Source organism: Streptomyces sp. NPDC002779 (assembly GCF_042888685.1).
Classification (GTDB): domain Bacteria; phylum Actinomycetota; class Actinomycetes; order Streptomycetales; family Streptomycetaceae; genus Streptomyces.
The window spans coordinates 34,865-51,623 of record NZ_JBIAQC010000005.1; the positions used below are offsets into that span (position 1 = coordinate 34,865).

Genomic DNA, 16,759 nt, shown 5'->3' on the forward strand with positions numbered 1-16,759 from the left:
CATGTCACCAGCCCGGCGCGGGCGAGGCTCGGCCGACGAGCCGTATCACCGCCGCGTCGAACAGGTCCCACGCGCGCGGGAAGGCGCTCTCGTCGTGGCAGTGCCAGGCGTCCCAGAACAGGTCGGCGGGCAGTGCGTCCTCCGGGGCGTACACCCGGTAGACGTACTGTCTTCCGTCCACGGCCGGCAACGCCACCAGCCAGCACATGCTCTCCATGCACCTGTGGGACGTACGGGAGCGCGCCGTGGTTGCGCGCGGGGCGCGACGCAAGGCGGCGCACGCCCGCGGGGGAAGCCCGGCGTGATCTCCTCCTCAAGGAGGAGATTCCGGCCCGCCGGGTCCACTCTGTGTGGGACGCGAAGATGCGTCCCGCCGGGGATGCCCTGTCCGGCGGAGGCTGATGGGGTAAGGGATGTGCCACCCCGTACCCCTCACCGGCCGGGCCCTCACCAGGCCGGCGGACGCTTCGACAACGATGCCGGGCTCAGTGCCGAACTGGCAGCGGTGATCTCCGGCGCCCGGCGTCGCGTGGTACGGGACGCGGACCGCCAGGTCGACACCGCCCATCTGCTGCACTCCCTGCTGGAGCACGACCCCGAGGTGCGGGACGTCCTCGGCGACGGGCCCCGGATCGCCCGGCTGCTCGGCTATCTCGTCCAGCGCAGCATCGGCTACGGCCTGCGCTGGCAGGGCAGCGTCGAGGACTCCGGAGCGGTACCCGGGGTGACCGAGGCGGAGGGCTTCTCCCCGCTGGCCGCGGGTGCGCTGGAGTACGCCTGCGAGCGCGCCGCCCGCCGTGGGGACGGACCCGCCCGGGGCGTGGACCTGCTGGCCGCCATCCTCGTGGACAGCCAGGCGCGGGCCGTCGAGGTGCTGGCCCGTGCCGGGATCGACGCGGGTGAGGTGTACGCGCGCATCGACAGCCGCCCCGGGAGTTACCCCGGCGAGAGCGGCTGCTGAGGGCGCCGCTGCCCAGGTGCCGGGTGCCGTCCAGTCGTTGAGACAGGTGTCATCGGGGGTGACGCTCATGTCATCGCCTGTCATCATGTGCCGGTGCGTACGTCAACGAGCAGTCAGGGCCATGGCGGCAAGGGGATGGGGCTCGGTCTCGCCCTCGTCTCCGCGCTCGCCTTCGGCGGATCCGGTGTCGCGGCCAAGCCGCTGATCGAAGCGGGCCTCGACCCGCTGCACGTGGTGTGGCTGAGGGTGGCCGGGGCGGCCCTGGTGATGCTGCCGCTCGCCGTCCGCCACCGCGCGCTGCTGCGCCGCCGCCCCGCGCTGCTCGCCGGGTTCGGACTGCTCGGGGTGGCCGGCGTCCAGGCCTTCTACTTCGCCTCCATCTCCCGTATCCCGGTCGGCGTCGCGCTGCTCGTGGAGTACCTCGCGCCCGCGCTGGTGCTGGGCTGGGTGCGGTTCGTGCAGCGCCGTCCGGTGACCCGGGCCGCGGCGCTCGGAGTGGTCCTCGCGGTGGGCGGTCTCGCCTGTGTCGTCGAGATCTGGGCCGGGCTCGGCTTCGACGCCCTCGGCCTGCTCCTCGCCCTCGGCGCGGCCTGCTGCCAGGTCGGCTACTTCGTCCTGTCCGACCAGGGCAGCGACGCGGCCGAGGAGGCGCCGGACCCGCTCGGCGTCATCGCCTACGGCCTGCTCGTGGGCGCCGCCGTGCTGACCGTGGTGGCCCGGCCCTGGTCGATGGAGTGGGCCGTACTCGCGCACAGCGCGGACATGGACGGCACCCCCGTCGCGGCGGCGCTGCTGCTCTCCTGGATCGTGCTGATCGCCACGGTCCTCGCCTATGTGACCGGCGTGGTCTCGGTGCGCCGGCTCTCCCCGCAGGTCGCGGGCGTGGTCGCCTGCCTCGAAGCGGTCGTCGCGACGGTGCTGGCCTGGGTCCTGCTCGGCGAGCACCTCTCCGCTCCGCAGATCATCGGCGGGGCGGTCGTCCTGCTTGGCGCCTTCATCGCCCAGTCCTCGGCACCGGTGAAGGGCTCCGCCGAGCCGGTGGCCAGTGGTGGTGAGGAGCGGGAGATGTCACGGCGGGGTTCTGCGGCGTGAGGGGTGCGTCCGGGCCTGCTGGTCCGACGGGGTGGTCGTGTTGCCCGGGGCTTGCAGTGCCAGGGCCCGGGATCGTGGATCAGGGCCCGGGTCGGACGGGAGTGCGGCGGCTGTCGGGGTGATGCCGCCGCGTCCGTCGTGCGCGTCGTGGGTCACAGCGCCTTGAGGTAGGCGGGCACCTCGGTGCCGGGCGCCAGGTTCGGGTCGTCGACCGGGGTGTCGTAGCCCTTGCGCAGCGGGACCACGCCCGCCCAGTGGGGGAGGGCGAGGTCCTCGGGTTCGTCGTTGACGCCGCCGGTGCGGAGCTTGGCGGAGACCTCGTTCAGGTCGAGGCGGATGACGGCGGTGGCGGCCAGTTCCTTCTTGTTGGCGGGCCGGGAGTCCGCCGAGCGGCCCGGCACGACATGGTCGACCAGCGCGTCCAGCGCGATCCGCTTCTCCTCGGGGTCCGTCACCTGGTGGGCGACGCCGTGCACCACCACGGACCGGTAGTTCATCGAGTGGTGGAAGGCCGAGCGGGCCAGGATCAGCGCGTCCACGTGGGTGACCGTCAGGCACACCGGCAGCCCCGGGTCGGCCTGTCCCGTCATCCGCAGCGGGCGCGAGCCCGTCGAGCCGTGCACGTAGAGCCGGTCGCCGACCCGCCCGAACAGCGTCGGCAGTACCACCGGGGCGCCGTCCCGGACGAAGCCCAGATGGCAGACGTAGGCCTCGTCGAGTATCGAGTGCACCAGGTCCTTGTCGTACGACGCCCGCTCGGCGGAGCGCGTGGGGACCGTGCGGTCGGTCGGCGTGTAGGCGGTGGGCTGCGACGTCGGCTGTGCGGTCCCCTGCATTGCGGTCTCCATTGTACTAGTGCATAATTGGGTTTGTGCTAGGAGAATACCGGATCAGAGGTCGGCGCGCAGCTGAGATTGCGGCCGGTATCGAGGCGGCGGTCGGCTCCGGGGAGCTGGAGCCGGGACAACCGCTGCCGCCCATGCGGGACTTGGCGGTGGAGCTGGGCGTCAACCCCAACACCGTCGCGGCCGCGTACCGGACCCTGCGGGAGCGGGGGGTCATCGAGACCGCCGGGCGCCGGGGCAGCCGGGTGCGGCCCAAACCGGCCACCACCGCGCGCGAGTACGTCCGGGAAGAGGTGCCCGCCGGAGTGCGGGACCTGGCGAACGGCAACCCGGACCCGGCACTGCTGCCCCCGCTCGGCCCGGCGTTCGCGGCCGCGGCGGAACAGGGCGACCGGACGCCGGTCCTCTACGGGGACGACCCGCTGGATCCCGAGCTGGCGCGGGCCGCACGCGCCGAACTGGACGCCGACGGGGTGCCGGACGGGCCCCTCGCCGTCACCTCCGGCGCGCTGGACGCCATCGAGCGCGTCCTCGCCGCGCATCTGAAGCCGGGGGACACCGTCGCCGTCGAGGACCCCGGCTGGGGCAGCGTCCTCGACCTCGTCCCGGCGCTCGGGCTGCGCGTCGCACCCGTGGGCGTCGACGACGAGGGGCCGCTCCCCGACGATGTACGCCACGCGCTCGGCGCCGGGGCCCGCGCCCTGATCGTCACCGACCGGGCCCAGAACCCGACCGGCGCCGCGGTGAGCGCCACGCGTGCGCGTGCGCTGCGTTCCGTGCTCCGGGAGTACCCGGACACCCTGCTGATCGAGGACGACCACGGGCACGCCATCGTCGACGTCCCGCTGCACCCCTTGGCCGGCACCACCCGGCACTGGGCCTTCGCCCGCTCCGCCGCCAAGGCCTACGGCCCCGACCTGCGGCTCGCGGTGCTCACCGGCGACGAGGTGACCCTCGACCGGGTGCGCGGCCGACAGCGCCTCGGGCCCGGCTGGGTCAGCCTGATCGTCCAGCGGGCCGTGGTCCGGCTGTGGTCCGACGGCTCGGTCGACCCGAAGGTGGTGGCGGCGGCGTACGGCAGACGCCGGGACCGGCTCATCGGGGCGCTCGCCGAGCGGGGCATCACCGCCCGGGGGCGCACCGGCATGAACGTCTGGATCCCCGTCCCCGACGAGACCGGCGCCGTCTCCCGCCTCCTCCACGCCGGCTGGGCCGTCGCCCCGGGCGCCCGCTTCCGCCTGAACACCAGCCCAGGCCTGCGCGTCACGATCTCCACCCTGACCGAACCGGAAACCCACGCCCTGGCCGAAGCCATCGCCTCGGCCGTACGCCCGTCGCGTGGCCGGAGCGGCGTGTAGGGCTCGACTTCGGCCGGCGGGGTCGGTCGTAGGCGGGGCCGCGCCGCGGAGGGCGTAGCTGCGTCCGTGGTGCCCCCGCCGGCGGTGGCCCAAGCCCGGGCAGACCCCGTCGCCTGGGCTGTACGGCCGTCCTCGTCGGGGCAGGGTTCGGGCCGGTGATCGCATCGCGCGGTCGAGGGCGGTCGGCCGGGATCGTGTTGCGTGGTCGGAGGGGTCGGCGTAGGCCGGGATCTCGTCGCGCTCGGGGGGACGTTTCCGTGTCAGGTCCGCCCCCGTGGGCACGGTCGCCGCCGACTAGGGTGCCGTCTTCGCCGGGGTCCGTACCGGGTGGGCCGTCTCGGTCGGGATGGAGGCGCGTTCGCGGGGGCGGATCTGGGTCAGGGCCGCTCCTGCCAGGACGATGGCCGCGCCTACCGGGGTCGACCAGGTCAGGGACTCGCCGAGCAGGGTGACGCCTGCCGCGGTGGCGATGACCGGGATGAAGTAGGTGACCATCTGGGCCGTCGTCGGGCCGACCTCGGCGACCAGGCCGTACTGGAGGAGCACCGCGATGCCCGTGCCCAGGGCGCCGAGGGCCGCGACGGCGAGCAGGGGGAGCAGCGGGAAGGTCTCCGGGGACGTGGTGAACAGGGGGGTCACGACGGCCAGTTGGAGGGTGGCGAGCAGCAACTGGGCGCCGGTCAGCGACAGGTGGGAGGAGTCGGAGCCGGCCAGCGTGCGGCGGACGTAGATCCAGCCGACCGGGTAGCACAGCGAGGCCAGCAGGGCCATGCCGGTGCCCCGGGCGTCCATGCCGGTGAAGCCCTGCCAGGCGCCGAGCACCGTCAGGACGCCGAGAAATCCCAGGCCGAGACCCGCGAGCCGCATCCGGGTGGGCCGGTCCTCGGAGAGCGCGACCAGGGACAGGGCCATGCCCCACAGCGGTGACGTGGCGTTGCAGATGCCCGCGAGCGTCGACGGGATCGTCAGCTCCGCGTAGGCGAACAGCGAGAACGGCAGCGCGTTCAGCAGCAGCGCGGCGACCGTCAGATGCCCCCACGTGCGCGCCCCGCGCGGGAGCCGGTCCCGCCGCATCGCCATCGCGACCGCGAGCACCGCCGTGCCGAACACCAGCCGGCCGAGAGTCACCTGGAACGGCGCGAATCCCTCGGTGCCCACCTTGATGAGCAGAAAGCTGAAACCCCAGATGAGGGAGAGGACGGCGAAGCGCAGCCGCCAGTCGAGCAGGGAGCGAGAGCGGGTCATGGGATCAGGGTGGGGGCTCAGGACGTCGTAGCACAAGCGAGATTTTTCGAGTTGTATCTCGTAGTATTGCTTACATGTTGAACCTGGAGCGCCTGCGCACCCTGGACGCCCTCGCCCGGCACGGCTCGGTCAGCGGCGCGGCCGAAGGGCTGCACATCACCACATCCGCCGTCTCCCAGCAGATGTCCAAGCTGGAGCGGGAGGTCGGCCAGCGGCTGCTCGCCAAGAACGGCCGCGGGGTCCGGCTCACCGACGCCGGGCGGCTGCTCGCGGAGCACGCGGCGCGGATCCTGTCCCAGGTGGAGCTGGCCCAGGCCGACCTGGAGGCGCAGCGCGGCCAGGTCGCGGGGGAGCTCAGACTCGCGGCGTTCCCGACCGCCGCGCGCGGACTCTTCCCGGCCGCCCTCGCCGAACTGCGCACCGAGCACCCCGCGCTGCGGCTGCGCTCCTGCGAGCTGGAACCGGAGCAGGCCGTGGCCGGAGTGGTGCGCGGCGATCTGGACCTGGCGGTGGTCCTCGACTGGTACAACAAGCCGATGCCCCTCCCGGACGGCCTCGTCAAGGCGCCGATCCTGGACGACCCCGCCGATGTGGCGATGCCGGTCGGCCACCGGTTCGCGGGCCGCGACGAGGTGGATCTCGCCGAGTTCGCCGAGGACGAGTGGATCACCTGGGGGCAGGGCGAGTTCTGCCACGAGTGGCTGATGTTCACCCTCCGCTCCAAGGGCATCGAGCCGATCGTCGGCCACCGCGCCGCCGAGACCCACACCCAGCTCGGTCTGGTCGCCGCGGGCCTCGGTGTGTGCGTCGTCCCGCTGCTGGGCCGTCACCCGATGCCCGCGGAGGTCGTCACCGTGCCGCTCAAGCAGCGGGTGCGGCGGCATGTGTACGTGATCTGGCGGGCGGACGCCGACCGCCGCCCGTCGATCCGGGCGGCGGTACGGGCACTGCGGTCGGCGGGGGAGCGGGTGGGTGCTACGGCGACCACGGCCTCTGCGGAGCGGCTGGGCGCCACAGCGGCGGCAGCCTCAGCGGAGCGGCTGGGCGCCACAGCGACGACAGCCTCTGCAGTGCGGCCGGACGTTACAGCGACGACAGCTTCCTGAAGTCCCAGGACACAATCTTCTCCGGCGTCAGCCGCATCCACGCGTGCCGGCCGTCGTGCGGCATCTCCTCCAGGCCGAAGTTCTTCCGGGCGAACAGCGTCTCCGGCACGTCGAGTTCTGCGCACAGCTCCCCGGTGCGCGGGATCTCGCCCACGAACTCCACGGTCCCGGACAGCTCCACGCCGCGCAGCTCGTCGTACTCCTCGCCCGTGTCGACCACGACGGCGACCCGCTGGTCGCGGCGCAGCTGGGCCCAACGCCTGCTGCGCACCACCGAGTAGAGCCACAGCGACGTGCCGTCCCAGGCGAACCACAAGGTGCTCACATGCGGGGCGCCGTCCGCCGACACGGTGGCGACCCGGCAGGTGCGCTGGGTGGCCAGGAACTCGTCCAGCTCACCCGGTGTCATCATGATCTTCCGGCCCCGGCGCTGAGTGACGGTCATGCGTCCCCTCTTCTCCAACGTCGTGTCAGAGGAGATCCTCTGACATCACGTCAGAAAAGAATGGGTCGTCTTCCCTCCTCGCGCAATGGTCGTTACCCTCGCCCGCCCGGACCGCCCGCGACAAGGGGAACCGTGCCGTCGTACGAGCAGCTCAGTGAAGTCCTCGACCCGGCCACCGCCGTGCTGCTCACGGTCGAGTGCCAACAGGGGGTCGTCGGACCGGACAGCGCCCTGCCCGAACTCGCCAAGGAAGCCCGCTCCTCCGGGACGCTCGCCAACGTGGCCCGGCTGGTGGACGGCGCCCACGCCCACGGGCTCCAGGTGATCCACGCGATCGCCGAGCGCCGCCCCGACGGCCGCGGCGCGAACCGCAACGCCCGTCTGTTCCGCGCCGCCGAACGGCTCCCGGTCCAGCAGCTGTCCGGCACCACCGCGGTCCGCCTCGCGGCCCCGATCGAGGTCACCGAGGAGGACTTCGTCGTACGGCGGCTGCACGGCCTGTCCCCGATCCACGGGACCGAGGTCGACGCCCTGCTGCGCAACCTGGGCTGCCGCACGCTGGTGGTGACCGGGGTATCGGCCAACGTGGCGATCCCGAACGCCGTGTTCGACGCCGTCAACCGCGGCTACACGGTCGTGGTGCCCACCGACGCGATAGCCGGGGTGCCCGCCGAGTACACCCGCGCGATGATCCGCAACACCCTGGCCCTGGTCGCCACGCTGACCACCACGGCCGACATGCTCGCCGCCCTGCGGGTCAGGCGAGCGTGATCGAGTCGCCGTCCACGGCCACCTCCCGCGCGGGCAGCGGCTGGGTGGCGGGCCCCTTCTGCACGCTGCCGTCCTCGATGGAGAACCGGCTGTTGTGGCAGGGGCAGGTGATGGAGCCCTCGGAGACACCCGTCACCGGACACCCCTGATGGGTGCACTCGAACGAGAACGCCTTGAAGGTGCCCGCCGTCGGCTGGGTGACGACCACCTTGTGGTCCTTGAGGACCTTGCCGCCGCCCTCGGGGATGTCCGAGGTCCGTGCGACGACGGTCCCACCGGACTCGGCGGACTCGGCGGGCCCGGCCGCCCCGGACGGCTCCTCGTCCTCCGACCCGCACGCGTTCAGCGCGAAGGTGAGGCCCACCGCGCCGACCGCCGCCACGACGGTACGGCGGCTCGGGGGCGCGACGGGGTGGAGCGGTTCGCTGGTCATGCCGGTCTTCCCTTCCACGGAGGTATGCCTTGCGCCCACAGGTACGGGCGGCGCGCGGGTGCCGTTCAGAGCGCCGGTAACCTGGGGCGATGCTCAAGGAAGTCATCGCGACCCGGTTCATCACACCGCTGCGTGAGGGCGGCTCGCTGCCGGGACTCGTCGAGGCCGACGACTTCGGGACGTACGTCATGAAGTTCCGCGGCGCGGGGCAGGGCCGCAAGACGCTGGTGGCCGAGGTGGTGTGCGGGGAGCTCGCCCGGCGGCTCGGGTTCCGGATGCCCCGGCTCGTGACGGTCGCCCTCGATCCCGTGCTCGGGCTCGGCGAACCCGACCAGCAGGTGCAGGAGCTGCTCCGGGCCAGCGGCGGCACCAACCTCGGCATGGACTTCCTGTCCGGCGCGCTCGGTTTCGACCCGCTCGCCTTCGCGGTGAGCCCCGAGGAGGCCGGGCGGATCGTCTGGTTCGACGCCCTGGTCAACAACGTCGACCGTTCCTGGCGCAACCCCAACCTGCTGATGTGGCGCGGCGACCTGTGGCTCATCGACCACGGCGCCACCATGATCTGGCAGCACAACTGGCCCGCCGCCGAAGCCTCCGCGGCCCGCCCCTACGACGCCCGCGACCACGCCCTCATGCCCTTCGGCCCCGATGTGACCGCGGCCGCCGGGGAGTTGGCGCCCCTGGTCACCGAGGACCTGCTCGCCGAGGTGACCGCCGAGATCCCGGACGCCTGGCTCGCCGACGAACCCGGCTTCGACACCCCGGACGACCTCAGACGGGCCTACGCCCGCCCGCTGCTGGCCAGGGCAGCCGTCATCCACGAGCGAATCGAGGGCACCGCGTGAGCGACGACCGCCACTTCATCAAGGGAGGCCCGAGCGAGCGCGAGGTCTTCGAGTACGCCGTCCTGCGCGTCGTGCCCCGGGTCGAGCGCGGCGAGTGCATCAACGCCGGGGTGCTGGTCTACTGCCGTGCCAAGGCGTACGTCGGGGCGCTCACCCACCTCGACGAGCGCCGTCTGCTGGCGCTGGACCCGGAGGCCGACCTGGCCGGTGTGCGCGCCGCGCTCGGGGCGGTGGAGCGGGTCTGCTCCGGGGGAGCGGCGGCGGGCCAGGCGGCCTCGGACGACGCGGGCCGCCGCTTCCGCTGGCTGATCGCCCCCCGCTCCACGATCGTCCAGCCCGGCCCGGTCCACACCGGGCTGACGACCGACCCCGCGGCGGAGACGGCACGGCTCCTGGAACTGCTCGTCCGCTGACTCAGGCGCGGCGGCGCTTGACCACGAATCCCGCCGCGACGGCACCGCAGGCGACGAAGGCGATCCCGGCGGCAGTCTCCCAGCCGCCGAGCCCGGAGTCGGTGGCGCCGCCCACTCCACCGCGCACACCGAGCGTCGGACTGGCGGTGACGCGGGTGGGGGCGGCGGTGGGGGTGGGTGTGGCCGTGACGGGGGCGGGGATCGAGGTGGCGGGCGCGAGCGTGCCGCGGGCGGTGGTGCCGCGCGCGGGCAGCGCCTCGCAGGCCACGCCGTCGTCGGGGCCCTGGTCCGCGTCGAGGTCGTGCGGATCACTGGGGTCGGAGTTGTAGACGGCCTGTGCCTCCTCCCGGTACGTGAAGTTGACGCAGTCCAGGTCCTGCGCGTGGGCGATGCCGGCCGGCGGCACGATCGCGGCTATGGCTATCAGCGTGCCGGCGGCTGCGGTGCGAGGGCGCATGGTGCGCCTCCTTTCCGGCCACGAGGGCCTCCGGCCGACGCTAGGGGCCGCCCGGCGCGGGGACGCGCTCAGCTGGGCCGATCGGGTGGCGGGGGAGGGTCGCCGCGAGCCGGGGGCGCGGGGAATGGATCACACGTGGCGGTGTGCCGTTGACACCGGGTGCCAGGGCTTCTAGCGTCACGTCTGCTGAAGGTACTAAGCGGTCGCTCACCGATGGGCGGACCGTGGAGCCGCACCCCCAAGGGCGAGGAGAAGCAGCCATGTCCACCACTGACCAGCGGGTCGCCGTAGTCACCGGCGCAGCGCGCGGTATCGGCGCCGCCACCGCCGTACGTCTGGCCGCCGAGGGCCGCGCGGTCGCCGTCATCGACCTCGACGAGGCGGCCTGCAAGGACACCGTGGAGAAGATCACCGCGGCGGGCGGCAAGGCCCTCGCGGTCGGCTGCGACGTCTCCGACGAGGCACAGGTGGAGGCGGCCGTCGCGCGGATCGCGGCGGAGCTCGGCGCGCCCACGATCCTGGTCAACAACGCGGGCGTGCTGCGCGACAACCTGCTGTTCAAGATGAGCGTCTCCGACTGGGACACGGTCATGAACGTCCACCTGCGCGGCGCCTTCCTGATGTCGAAGGCCTGTCAGAAGCACATGGTGGACGCCAAGTTCGGCCGGATCGTCAACCTCTCCTCGTCCTCCGCGCTCGGCAACCGCGGCCAGGTCAACTACTCCGCCGCCAAGGCCGGTATGCAGGGTTTCACCAAGACCCTCGCCATCGAGCTCGGCAAGTTCGGGGTCACCGCCAACGCCGTCGCCCCCGGCTTCATCGCCACCGACATGACGGCGGCCACCGCCGAGCGCGTCGGCATGGGCTTCGAGGACTTCAAGGCCGCGGCCGCCACCCAGATCCCCGTCCAGCGTGTCGGCTACCCCGAGGACATCGCGGGCGCCATCGCCTACTTCACGGGTGATGACGCCGGCTTCGTCTCCGGCCAGGTGCTGTACGTCGCCGGCGGACCGCTCGACTAGAGGATCAGGCACATGACTGCAGTGGAACTCTCCGGCAAGGTCGCCCTCATCACAGGCGGCAGCCGCGGCATCGGCTACGGCGTCGCCGAGGCGCTCGTCGCCCGCGGTGACCGGGTGGCCATCACCGGCCGCAACGAGGACTCCCTCAAGGAGGCCGTCGAGCAGCTCGGCTCGGACCGCGCGATCTACATCGCCGGCAAGGCCCACGACGAGGCCCACCAGGCCATCGCCGTGGAGCGCACCATGGAGGCCTTCGGGCGCGTCGACTTCCTGGTCAACAACGCCGGCACCAACCCGGTCTTCGGGCCGATCGCCGACCTCGACCTGGGTGTCGCGCGCAAGGTGTTCGAGACCAATGTGATTTCGGCGCTCGGCTTCGCCCAGAAGACCTGGCACGCCTGGCAGAAGGAGAACGGCGGCGCGATCGTCAACATCGCCTCCGTCGCGGGCATCGCGCCCTCGCCCTTCATCGCCGCCTACGGCGTCAGCAAGGCCGCGCTGATCAACCTGACCCAGCAGCTGGCGCACGAGTTCGCGCCCGGGGTGCGGGTCAACGCGATCGCCCCGGCCGTGGTGAAGACCAAGTTCGCCCAGGCGCTGTACGAGGGCCGGGAGGAGGAGGCGGCCGCCTCCTACCCGCTGGCCCGGCTGGGCGTGCCCTCCGACATCGGGGGCGCCGCCGCCTTCCTCACCTCCGAGCAGTCCGACTGGGTCACCGGTCAGACGCTCGTCGTCGACGGCGGCATCTTCCTCAACGCCGGCGTCGGCTGACCTGCGTCGGGCCCGTGTCTCCCGGCGGGGGCACGGGCCCGAATCCGTACAAGCCGGTCGTCCCGCTTCGACCGAACAGATTGACCGACGGCTGACAACGTAGTCAAAGGTTTATCGATCAAGAACCCCTGTGAGACACCGGTTCAATCGGCCGAGCTCTGCGGTATGGTCTGCCGACCCTTGGTATGGCAGATCGAGGAGCGTGCGCGTGTTCAACCGGAACCGATGCCTGCGGCAGGTGGCGGCCATCGCGTCCATATCGTCCCTGATGACAGGATGCGGAATTCTCTCCTCGGACTCTTCCGAGGACGAAGGGCCGATCGTCGTGGGCACCACCAGTGCGCCGAGCACGCTGGATCCCGCCGCGTCGTGGGACAGCTCCTGGGAACTGTTCCGCAACATCTACCAGACACTGCTCAGTTACCCCGCCGGGGCGAGCGTGCCCGAGCCGGACGCCGCCGAGGAGTGCGCGTTCACCGACAGCACGAACACGGCCTACCGCTGCGAACTGCGTGACGGGCTGGAGTTCTCCGACGGCAGCACGCTGGACGCCCAGGCCGTCAAGTACTCGATCGACCGCATCCGGGACATCAAGGTCAACGGCGGTCCCGCCGGTCTGCTGGGCAGCCTCGACCGGGTCCAGGCGCTGGGCGACCGCGAGGTCGTCTTCCATCTCAACAAGCCGGACGCCACCTTCCCGTTCGTGCTCGCCACGCCCGCCATGTCGATCGTCGACCCGGACAGCTACCCCGCGGACAAGCTGCGCGAGGACGGCAAGGTCGTCGGCTCCGGCCCTTACACGCTCCAGTCCTACGAGGACGGCAAGACGGCCGAGCTGGTCCGCAACGACAAGTACGAGGGCTACGCGGAGCGCGAGAACAGCGCCGTGACCATCCGCTACTTCCAGGACTCCGGCGAGATGGTGGGCGCCCTGCGCGAGCACGAGCTCGACGTCGCCTTCCGCGGTATCGCCGCCGACGACATCCTCGAGCTCCAGACGCACGAGGCGAAGAAGGAGTTCCAGGTCGTCGAGAGCGTCAGCACCCAGATCAGCTACCTGGTCTTCAACCCCAAGGACCCGTGGGCCGCCAAGCCCGCCGTCCGCAAGGCCATCGCCCAGGTCCTGGACCGCCCGGCCATCGCGCACAAGGTCTACAAGGACACCGTCGAGCCGCTGTACTCCATGGTCCCCAAGGGCCTGACCGGGCACACCACCGGCTTCTTCGACGACTACGGCCAGCCCAGCACCTCCAAGGCCCGCCAGATCCTCTCCGAGGCCGGTATCACCGAAAAGGTGCCGCTCATCCTCTGGTACACCACCGACCGCTACGGCTCCGAGACCAAGGCGGAGTTCGAGGAGATCAAGAAGCAGCTGGACGGCTCCGGACTGTTCGAGATCACCCTCAAGAGCCGCCCCTGGAAGACGTACGTCACGGGCTACCAGAAGGGCGAGTACCCGGTCTTCGGCCGCGGCTGGTCCCCCGACTTCCCCGACGCCGACAACTTCATCGCCCCCTTCGTCGGCGACCAGAACGCCCTCGGTACGCCCTACCCGGCCCCGGAGATCACCGGCAAGCTGCTGCCGCGCTCCCGCAAGGAGAGCGACCGCGCCAACGTGGAGAAGGACTTCGAGGAGGCGCAGAAGATCCTCGTCGAGGACGCCCGTCTGCTGCCGCTGTGGCAGGGCCGGCAGTACGTGGCGGCCAACAACGACATCTCCGGCGCGGAGCGGGCGCTGGACCCGTCGACGATCATGATGATGGGCGCGCTGTACCGCAAGACCAGCTGGTAGGGCCGTCCCCCGGGCGCGTTGTCAGTGGTCGCCGGTAGGTTCTGTGGTCAGGAAGCGACGCAGGTCGTAGTGACCGCACACCGAAGGAAGTTGACGTGACCGACATCGCCATGCTGCCCGAGTCCTGGCGCGGGGTTCTGGGCGACGAACTGCAGCAGCCCTACTTCAAGGAGCTGACGGAGTTCGTCGAGGAGGAGCGAGCGAAGGGTCCCGTCTACCCTCCGCGCGAGGAGGTCTTCGCCGCGCTGGACGCGACGCCCTTCGACCGGGTCAAGGTCCTGATCCTCGGTCAGGACCCCTACCACGGCGAAGGGCAGGGCCATGGCCTGTGCTTCTCGGTCCGTCCCGGTGTGCGGACCCCGCCCTCGCTGCGGAACATCTACAAGGAGATGGAGCAGGAGCTGGGCCTGCCGGTCCCGGACAACGGCTATCTGATGCCGTGGGCCCAGCAGGGCGTCCTGCTGCTCAACGCGGTCCTCACCGTCCGCTCCGGCGAGGCCAACTCCCACAAGGGCAAGGGCTGGGAGAAGTTCACCGACGCGGTGATCCGTGCGGTCGCCGACCGGCCCGACCCGGCGGTGTTCGTGCTGTGGGGCAACTACGCGCAGAAGAAGCTCCCGCTGATCGACGAGACGCGGCACGCGGTGGTCAAGGGCGCGCACCCCTCACCGCTGTCGGCCAAGAAGTTCTTCGGGTCCCGTCCGTTCACCCAGATCAACGAGGCGGTCGCGGCGCAGGGCCACGACCCCATCGACTGGCGGCTGCCGAACCTGGGCTGACCTGCTGCGGGGCCGCTCCTGCGGGTCGGCCCCGCCTCGCCGGGATTGCCGGTGGCTGCGGTTAGCGTCGGGGGCGACCAGGCGCCGAGGGTGTGGAGGACGCGGTGGCGGAGCGACAGGAGCGGACGGCGCCGGATGCCGTGATGACACGGATCGGGCAGGTCGTCATGTTGCATCACGCGGGCGACCGCGAGGAGGCCCGGCACCGCCTGCTCGGTCTGTGGGCCGAGATCGGCGAGGACGGCGACCCGCTGCACCGCTGCACCCTGGCCCACTACCTCGCCGACACCCAGGACGAGCCGGACGACGAACTCGCCTGGGACCTCCGGGCGTTGACGGCGGCGGAGGAACTGACCGACGACCGCCTCGCCGAGCACGAGGGGGCGCTCGCGGTCCGGGCGCTGTATCCGTCGCTGCATCTGAACCTCGCCGCCGACTATGTGAAGCTGGACCGCGCCGAGGCGGCGCGGACACATCTGCGGCGGGCCCGGACGGCGGCGGACGCGCTCGCCGAGGACAGTTACGGGGACGGGGTGCGGGCGGCGATCCACCGGCTGGAGCTGCGGCTGGGGGACGACGGGGGCTCCTCCGGAGGCTGGGGGCCGCCGGGGCGGCGGTCCTGACGCTCAACGCCCGTACGTCTGCTCGCAGATCCTCGTCTCCGGGCTCTCCTTGCGCCAGCCGCCGTACTTCCTGCCCAGGGCGCAGACGTCGGTGTTCTTGCGGACCGAATCCGCGACGTCCGGGATCTCGACCCGCGGGTGCGGCGGAGCGGGGCGCTCGGGGCGGGGGTGTGCCGGGCGGGGATGACTCGGGGGAGTGTCCGGCCGGGCGGGTGGTGCCGGCGGCGGGGCGGGGCGGGTCGGCCGCCGGGTCGCCGGGGGTGTGCGTTCCGGGCGGCGGGGCGGGCCGATGAGTTCCAGCGCCTCCTGGGCCGGCGCCTGCACGATCTGCGGCTCCGCCCTGCCGTCCGGCCGGGGCACGGAGGGCCGGGACGGTGCCGTGACCGGCCCCGGGGCGGGCGGGTGCTGGACGGTCACACAGCCCGCCAGGGCCGACGCAGCCACGGTGACCAGGAGCGTTGCGGTCGTCGTCGTTCGATGCACCCGGGTCACTCTGGTGGTTGGGGCCCCCTCCGGGACAGCCCACAAGCGCAGGATGCCCCGCACGGGTGATCTCCGCCCCCGTACGGAGGCCGTGGGTCCGCCGAGGGTGACGTCAGTCGCCGGTGGACCCGTCGACGCGCTCGCGGAGGAGGTCGGCGTGACCGTTGTGGCGTGCGTACTCCTCGATCATGTGGGTGTAGATCCAGCGGAGGTTGAAGGTCTCCCCGGACCGGCTGGTGCCCTTGGAGAAGTCGTCGAGATCCAGGCCGGCGGTGTTGCGCCGGGCCCTTTCGATCTCGGCCTGCCAGGTGTCGTGGGCCTCCTGCCAGGTGTCCGCGGCGGAGAAGTGGAAGTCGCCGTCCCGGTCCTGCTCGGAGGAGTAGAGCACCCCGAGGTCCTCGTCGAGGAGCACCTCGTGGAACCAGTACCGCTCGACCTCGGCCATGTGCCGCACCAGCCCCATCAGGGTGAGCTCCGACGGCTCCACGGAGGCGGTCCTGAGCTGGGCCTCGGTCAGGCCCGCGCACTTCCACCCGAGGGTCTGCCGGTGGTAGTCGAGCCAGCCCTCCAGCATGGTGCGCTCATCGGCGTTCACGGCGGGTTCACGGCGTTCGGTCGTCATGGCCGCATCCTTGCCCAACTCGCCCACGTCCACCAGCGGTTTTACGACGGCCCGAACATCCCTTCCAGCAGCTCGCGCAGTCCGGCGCGCACCTCGTCCAGGGTCGGTTGCCGCGCGCCGAAGGAACCGGCCACGCAGGAGAACATCAGCCCGTCCGCCCACGCCACCAGGGACAGCACGTGCCGGGCCGGATCCGTCGACCCCAGCGCGGTCATCAGCGCGCCGAGCTGTTCGTGGAAGCGGGCGCCGGTGGCGTCGAAGTAGGCGCGCAGCTCGGGGCGCCGGGTGGCCTCCAGGGCCAGTTCGTAGCGGGCGAGCGTCAGTTCGCGGTTGCGGGTCAGGGAGCGGTGGGTGGCCAGGGCGAGTCCGTCCACCAGGGCGTCCCGGCCGCCGCGCGGGTGGGGCATCTCCTCCAGGGCCAGTACGCGGGCCTCGCGTTCGGCGAGCCGCCGTACCGCCAGCTCCAGCAGGGCCTGCCGGGTGCGGGCCAGGTTGGAGGTCGAGCCCTGGGGGAGTCCGGCCGCCTCGTCGACCGCCCGGTGGGTCAGGCCGCGCATGCCGCGCTCGGCGAGCAGACGGAGGGCGGCGTCGGCGACGAGGTCGGCGCGGGCGGCGCCTGCGGTGCGTGCGGACATGGAGATCAACCTACCCGGCTCACTACATCCGTAGTACGGTAATGCTCACTACAGCTGTAGT

21 protein-coding genes are annotated in these 16,759 nt (G+C 72.0%); 12 read left to right on the forward strand and 9 right to left on the reverse strand.

What is annotated here, in order from left to right; genetic code table 11:
* Nucleotides 1-4: 4 nt before the first annotated feature.
* Entirely contained in the window at nt 5-217 is a 213-nt protein-coding gene (locus ACFYW5_RS15610; RefSeq protein ID WP_389417515.1) for a hypothetical protein, read from the reverse strand.
* A gap of 198 nt (nt 218-415) precedes the next feature.
* On the opposite strand from ACFYW5_RS15610, the gene ACFYW5_RS15615 reads away from it, so the two are divergent.
* Nucleotides 416-961: a Clp protease N-terminal domain-containing protein gene (locus ACFYW5_RS15615; RefSeq protein ID WP_389417516.1), complete on the forward strand. Its 546-nt coding sequence runs from the start codon at nt 416-418 to the stop codon at nt 959-961.
* Nucleotides 962-1,048: 87 nt separating this feature from the next.
* Nucleotides 1,049-2,053 (forward strand): DMT family transporter, encoded by a 1,005-nt coding sequence (locus tag ACFYW5_RS15620; protein WP_389417517.1) that lies wholly within the window; start codon nt 1,049-1,051, stop codon nt 2,051-2,053.
* A gap of 152 nt (nt 2,054-2,205) precedes the next feature.
* Here the strand turns inward: ACFYW5_RS15620 and ACFYW5_RS15625 are convergent, their stop codons facing one another.
* Nucleotides 2,206-2,889: a pyridoxamine 5'-phosphate oxidase family protein gene (locus tag ACFYW5_RS15625; protein ID WP_389417518.1), complete on the reverse strand. Its 684-nt coding sequence runs from the start codon at nt 2,887-2,889 to the stop codon at nt 2,206-2,208.
* A 35-nt stretch (nt 2,890-2,924) separates the two neighbouring features.
* Between ACFYW5_RS15625 and ACFYW5_RS15630 the strand changes: the two genes are divergently transcribed.
* Nucleotides 2,925-4,256 (forward strand): aminotransferase class I/II-fold pyridoxal phosphate-dependent enzyme, encoded by a 1,332-nt coding sequence (locus tag ACFYW5_RS15630; RefSeq protein ID WP_389417519.1) that lies wholly within the window; start codon nt 2,925-2,927, stop codon nt 4,254-4,256.
* Nucleotides 4,257-4,550: 294 nt separating this feature from the next.
* Here the strand turns inward: ACFYW5_RS15630 and ACFYW5_RS15635 are convergent, their stop codons facing one another.
* Nucleotides 4,551-5,501, reverse strand: coding sequence for a DMT family transporter (locus tag ACFYW5_RS15635; RefSeq protein ID WP_389417520.1), 951 nt, complete (start codon nt 5,499-5,501; stop codon nt 4,551-4,553).
* 74 nt (nt 5,502-5,575) lie between these two features.
* On the opposite strand from ACFYW5_RS15635, the gene ACFYW5_RS15640 reads away from it, so the two are divergent.
* Nucleotides 5,576-6,607, forward strand: a complete 1,032-nt coding sequence (locus tag ACFYW5_RS15640; protein ID WP_389417521.1) for a LysR family transcriptional regulator — start codon at nt 5,576-5,578, stop codon at nt 6,605-6,607.
* Here the strand turns inward: ACFYW5_RS15640 and ACFYW5_RS15645 are convergent.
* Nucleotides 6,585-7,052: a pyridoxamine 5'-phosphate oxidase family protein gene (locus tag ACFYW5_RS15645; protein ID WP_389417522.1), complete on the reverse strand. Its 468-nt coding sequence runs from the start codon at nt 7,050-7,052 to the stop codon at nt 6,585-6,587. The genes ACFYW5_RS15640 and ACFYW5_RS15645 overlap by 23 nt on opposite strands.
* A 132-nt stretch (nt 7,053-7,184) precedes the next feature.
* On the opposite strand from ACFYW5_RS15645, the gene ACFYW5_RS15650 reads away from it, so the two are divergent.
* A complete protein-coding gene (locus tag ACFYW5_RS15650) occupies nt 7,185-7,823 on the forward strand; it encodes a cysteine hydrolase (protein WP_389417523.1) in 639 nt (212 codons plus the stop codon).
* Here ACFYW5_RS15650 and ACFYW5_RS15655 read toward each other — a convergent pair.
* Nucleotides 7,810-8,256, reverse strand: coding sequence for a Rieske (2Fe-2S) protein (locus tag ACFYW5_RS15655; protein WP_389417524.1), 447 nt, complete (start codon nt 8,254-8,256; stop codon nt 7,810-7,812). The genes ACFYW5_RS15650 and ACFYW5_RS15655 overlap by 14 nt on opposite strands.
* A gap of 89 nt (nt 8,257-8,345) precedes the next feature.
* Here ACFYW5_RS15655 and ACFYW5_RS15660 point away from each other — a divergent pair, with 89 nt between their 5' ends.
* Nucleotides 8,346-9,101, forward strand: coding sequence for a HipA family kinase (locus ACFYW5_RS15660; protein ID WP_389417525.1), 756 nt, complete (start codon nt 8,346-8,348; stop codon nt 9,099-9,101).
* The gene (locus ACFYW5_RS15665) at nt 9,098-9,514 is read left to right on the forward strand and encodes a DUF3037 domain-containing protein (protein WP_389417526.1); all 417 of its coding nucleotides are present in this window, start codon (nt 9,098-9,100) and stop codon (nt 9,512-9,514) included. The genes ACFYW5_RS15660 and ACFYW5_RS15665 overlap by 4 nt, the downstream gene beginning before the upstream one ends.
* 1 nt (nt 9,515) lies before the next feature.
* On the opposite strand, the gene ACFYW5_RS15670 is transcribed toward ACFYW5_RS15665, so the two are convergent.
* The gene (locus ACFYW5_RS15670) at nt 9,516-9,971 is read right to left on the reverse strand and encodes an excalibur calcium-binding protein (protein WP_389417527.1); all 456 of its coding nucleotides are present in this window, start codon (nt 9,969-9,971) and stop codon (nt 9,516-9,518) included.
* Between the two features lie 260 nt (nt 9,972-10,231).
* Between ACFYW5_RS15670 and fabG the strand changes: the two genes are divergently transcribed.
* The 5 genes from fabG to ACFYW5_RS15695 all read left to right on the forward strand — a co-directional run bounded on the left by fabG (nt 10,232) and on the right by ACFYW5_RS15695 (nt 14,958).
* Nucleotides 10,232-10,993: a 3-oxoacyl-ACP reductase FabG gene (gene fabG / locus ACFYW5_RS15675; protein WP_389417528.1), complete on the forward strand. Its 762-nt coding sequence runs from the start codon at nt 10,232-10,234 to the stop codon at nt 10,991-10,993.
* Nucleotides 10,994-11,005: 12 nt separating this feature from the next.
* Nucleotides 11,006-11,764, forward strand: a complete 759-nt coding sequence (locus ACFYW5_RS15680) for an SDR family oxidoreductase (RefSeq protein WP_389417529.1) — start codon at nt 11,006-11,008, stop codon at nt 11,762-11,764.
* 208 nt (nt 11,765-11,972) lie between these two features.
* Nucleotides 11,973-13,556: an ABC transporter substrate-binding protein gene (locus ACFYW5_RS15685; RefSeq protein ID WP_389417530.1), complete on the forward strand. Its 1,584-nt coding sequence runs from the start codon at nt 11,973-11,975 to the stop codon at nt 13,554-13,556.
* Between the two features lie 95 nt (nt 13,557-13,651).
* Nucleotides 13,652-14,335, forward strand: a complete 684-nt coding sequence (ung, locus tag ACFYW5_RS15690) for a uracil-DNA glycosylase (protein ID WP_389417531.1) — start codon at nt 13,652-13,654, stop codon at nt 14,333-14,335.
* A 104-nt stretch (nt 14,336-14,439) separates the two neighbouring features.
* Nucleotides 14,440-14,958, forward strand: coding sequence for a hypothetical protein (locus ACFYW5_RS15695; RefSeq protein ID WP_389417532.1), 519 nt, complete (start codon nt 14,440-14,442; stop codon nt 14,956-14,958).
* A gap of 3 nt (nt 14,959-14,961) precedes the next feature.
* Here ACFYW5_RS15695 and ACFYW5_RS15700 read toward each other — a convergent pair whose 3' ends face one another.
* The 3 genes from ACFYW5_RS15700 to ACFYW5_RS15710 all read right to left on the reverse strand — a co-directional run bounded on the left by ACFYW5_RS15700 (nt 14,962) and on the right by ACFYW5_RS15710 (nt 16,698).
* Nucleotides 14,962-15,441 (reverse strand): hypothetical protein, encoded by a 480-nt coding sequence (locus tag ACFYW5_RS15700; RefSeq protein ID WP_389417533.1) that lies wholly within the window; start codon nt 15,439-15,441, stop codon nt 14,962-14,964.
* A gap of 112 nt (nt 15,442-15,553) precedes the next feature.
* On the reverse strand, nt 15,554-16,063 hold the full coding sequence (locus tag ACFYW5_RS15705) for a DinB family protein (protein ID WP_389417534.1): 510 nt from the start codon (nt 16,061-16,063) through the stop codon (nt 15,554-15,556).
* Nucleotides 16,064-16,104: 41 nt separating this feature from the next.
* Nucleotides 16,105-16,698 (reverse strand): TetR/AcrR family transcriptional regulator, encoded by a 594-nt coding sequence (locus ACFYW5_RS15710; protein ID WP_389417535.1) that lies wholly within the window; start codon nt 16,696-16,698, stop codon nt 16,105-16,107.
* Nucleotides 16,699-16,759: the final 61 nt, after the last annotated feature.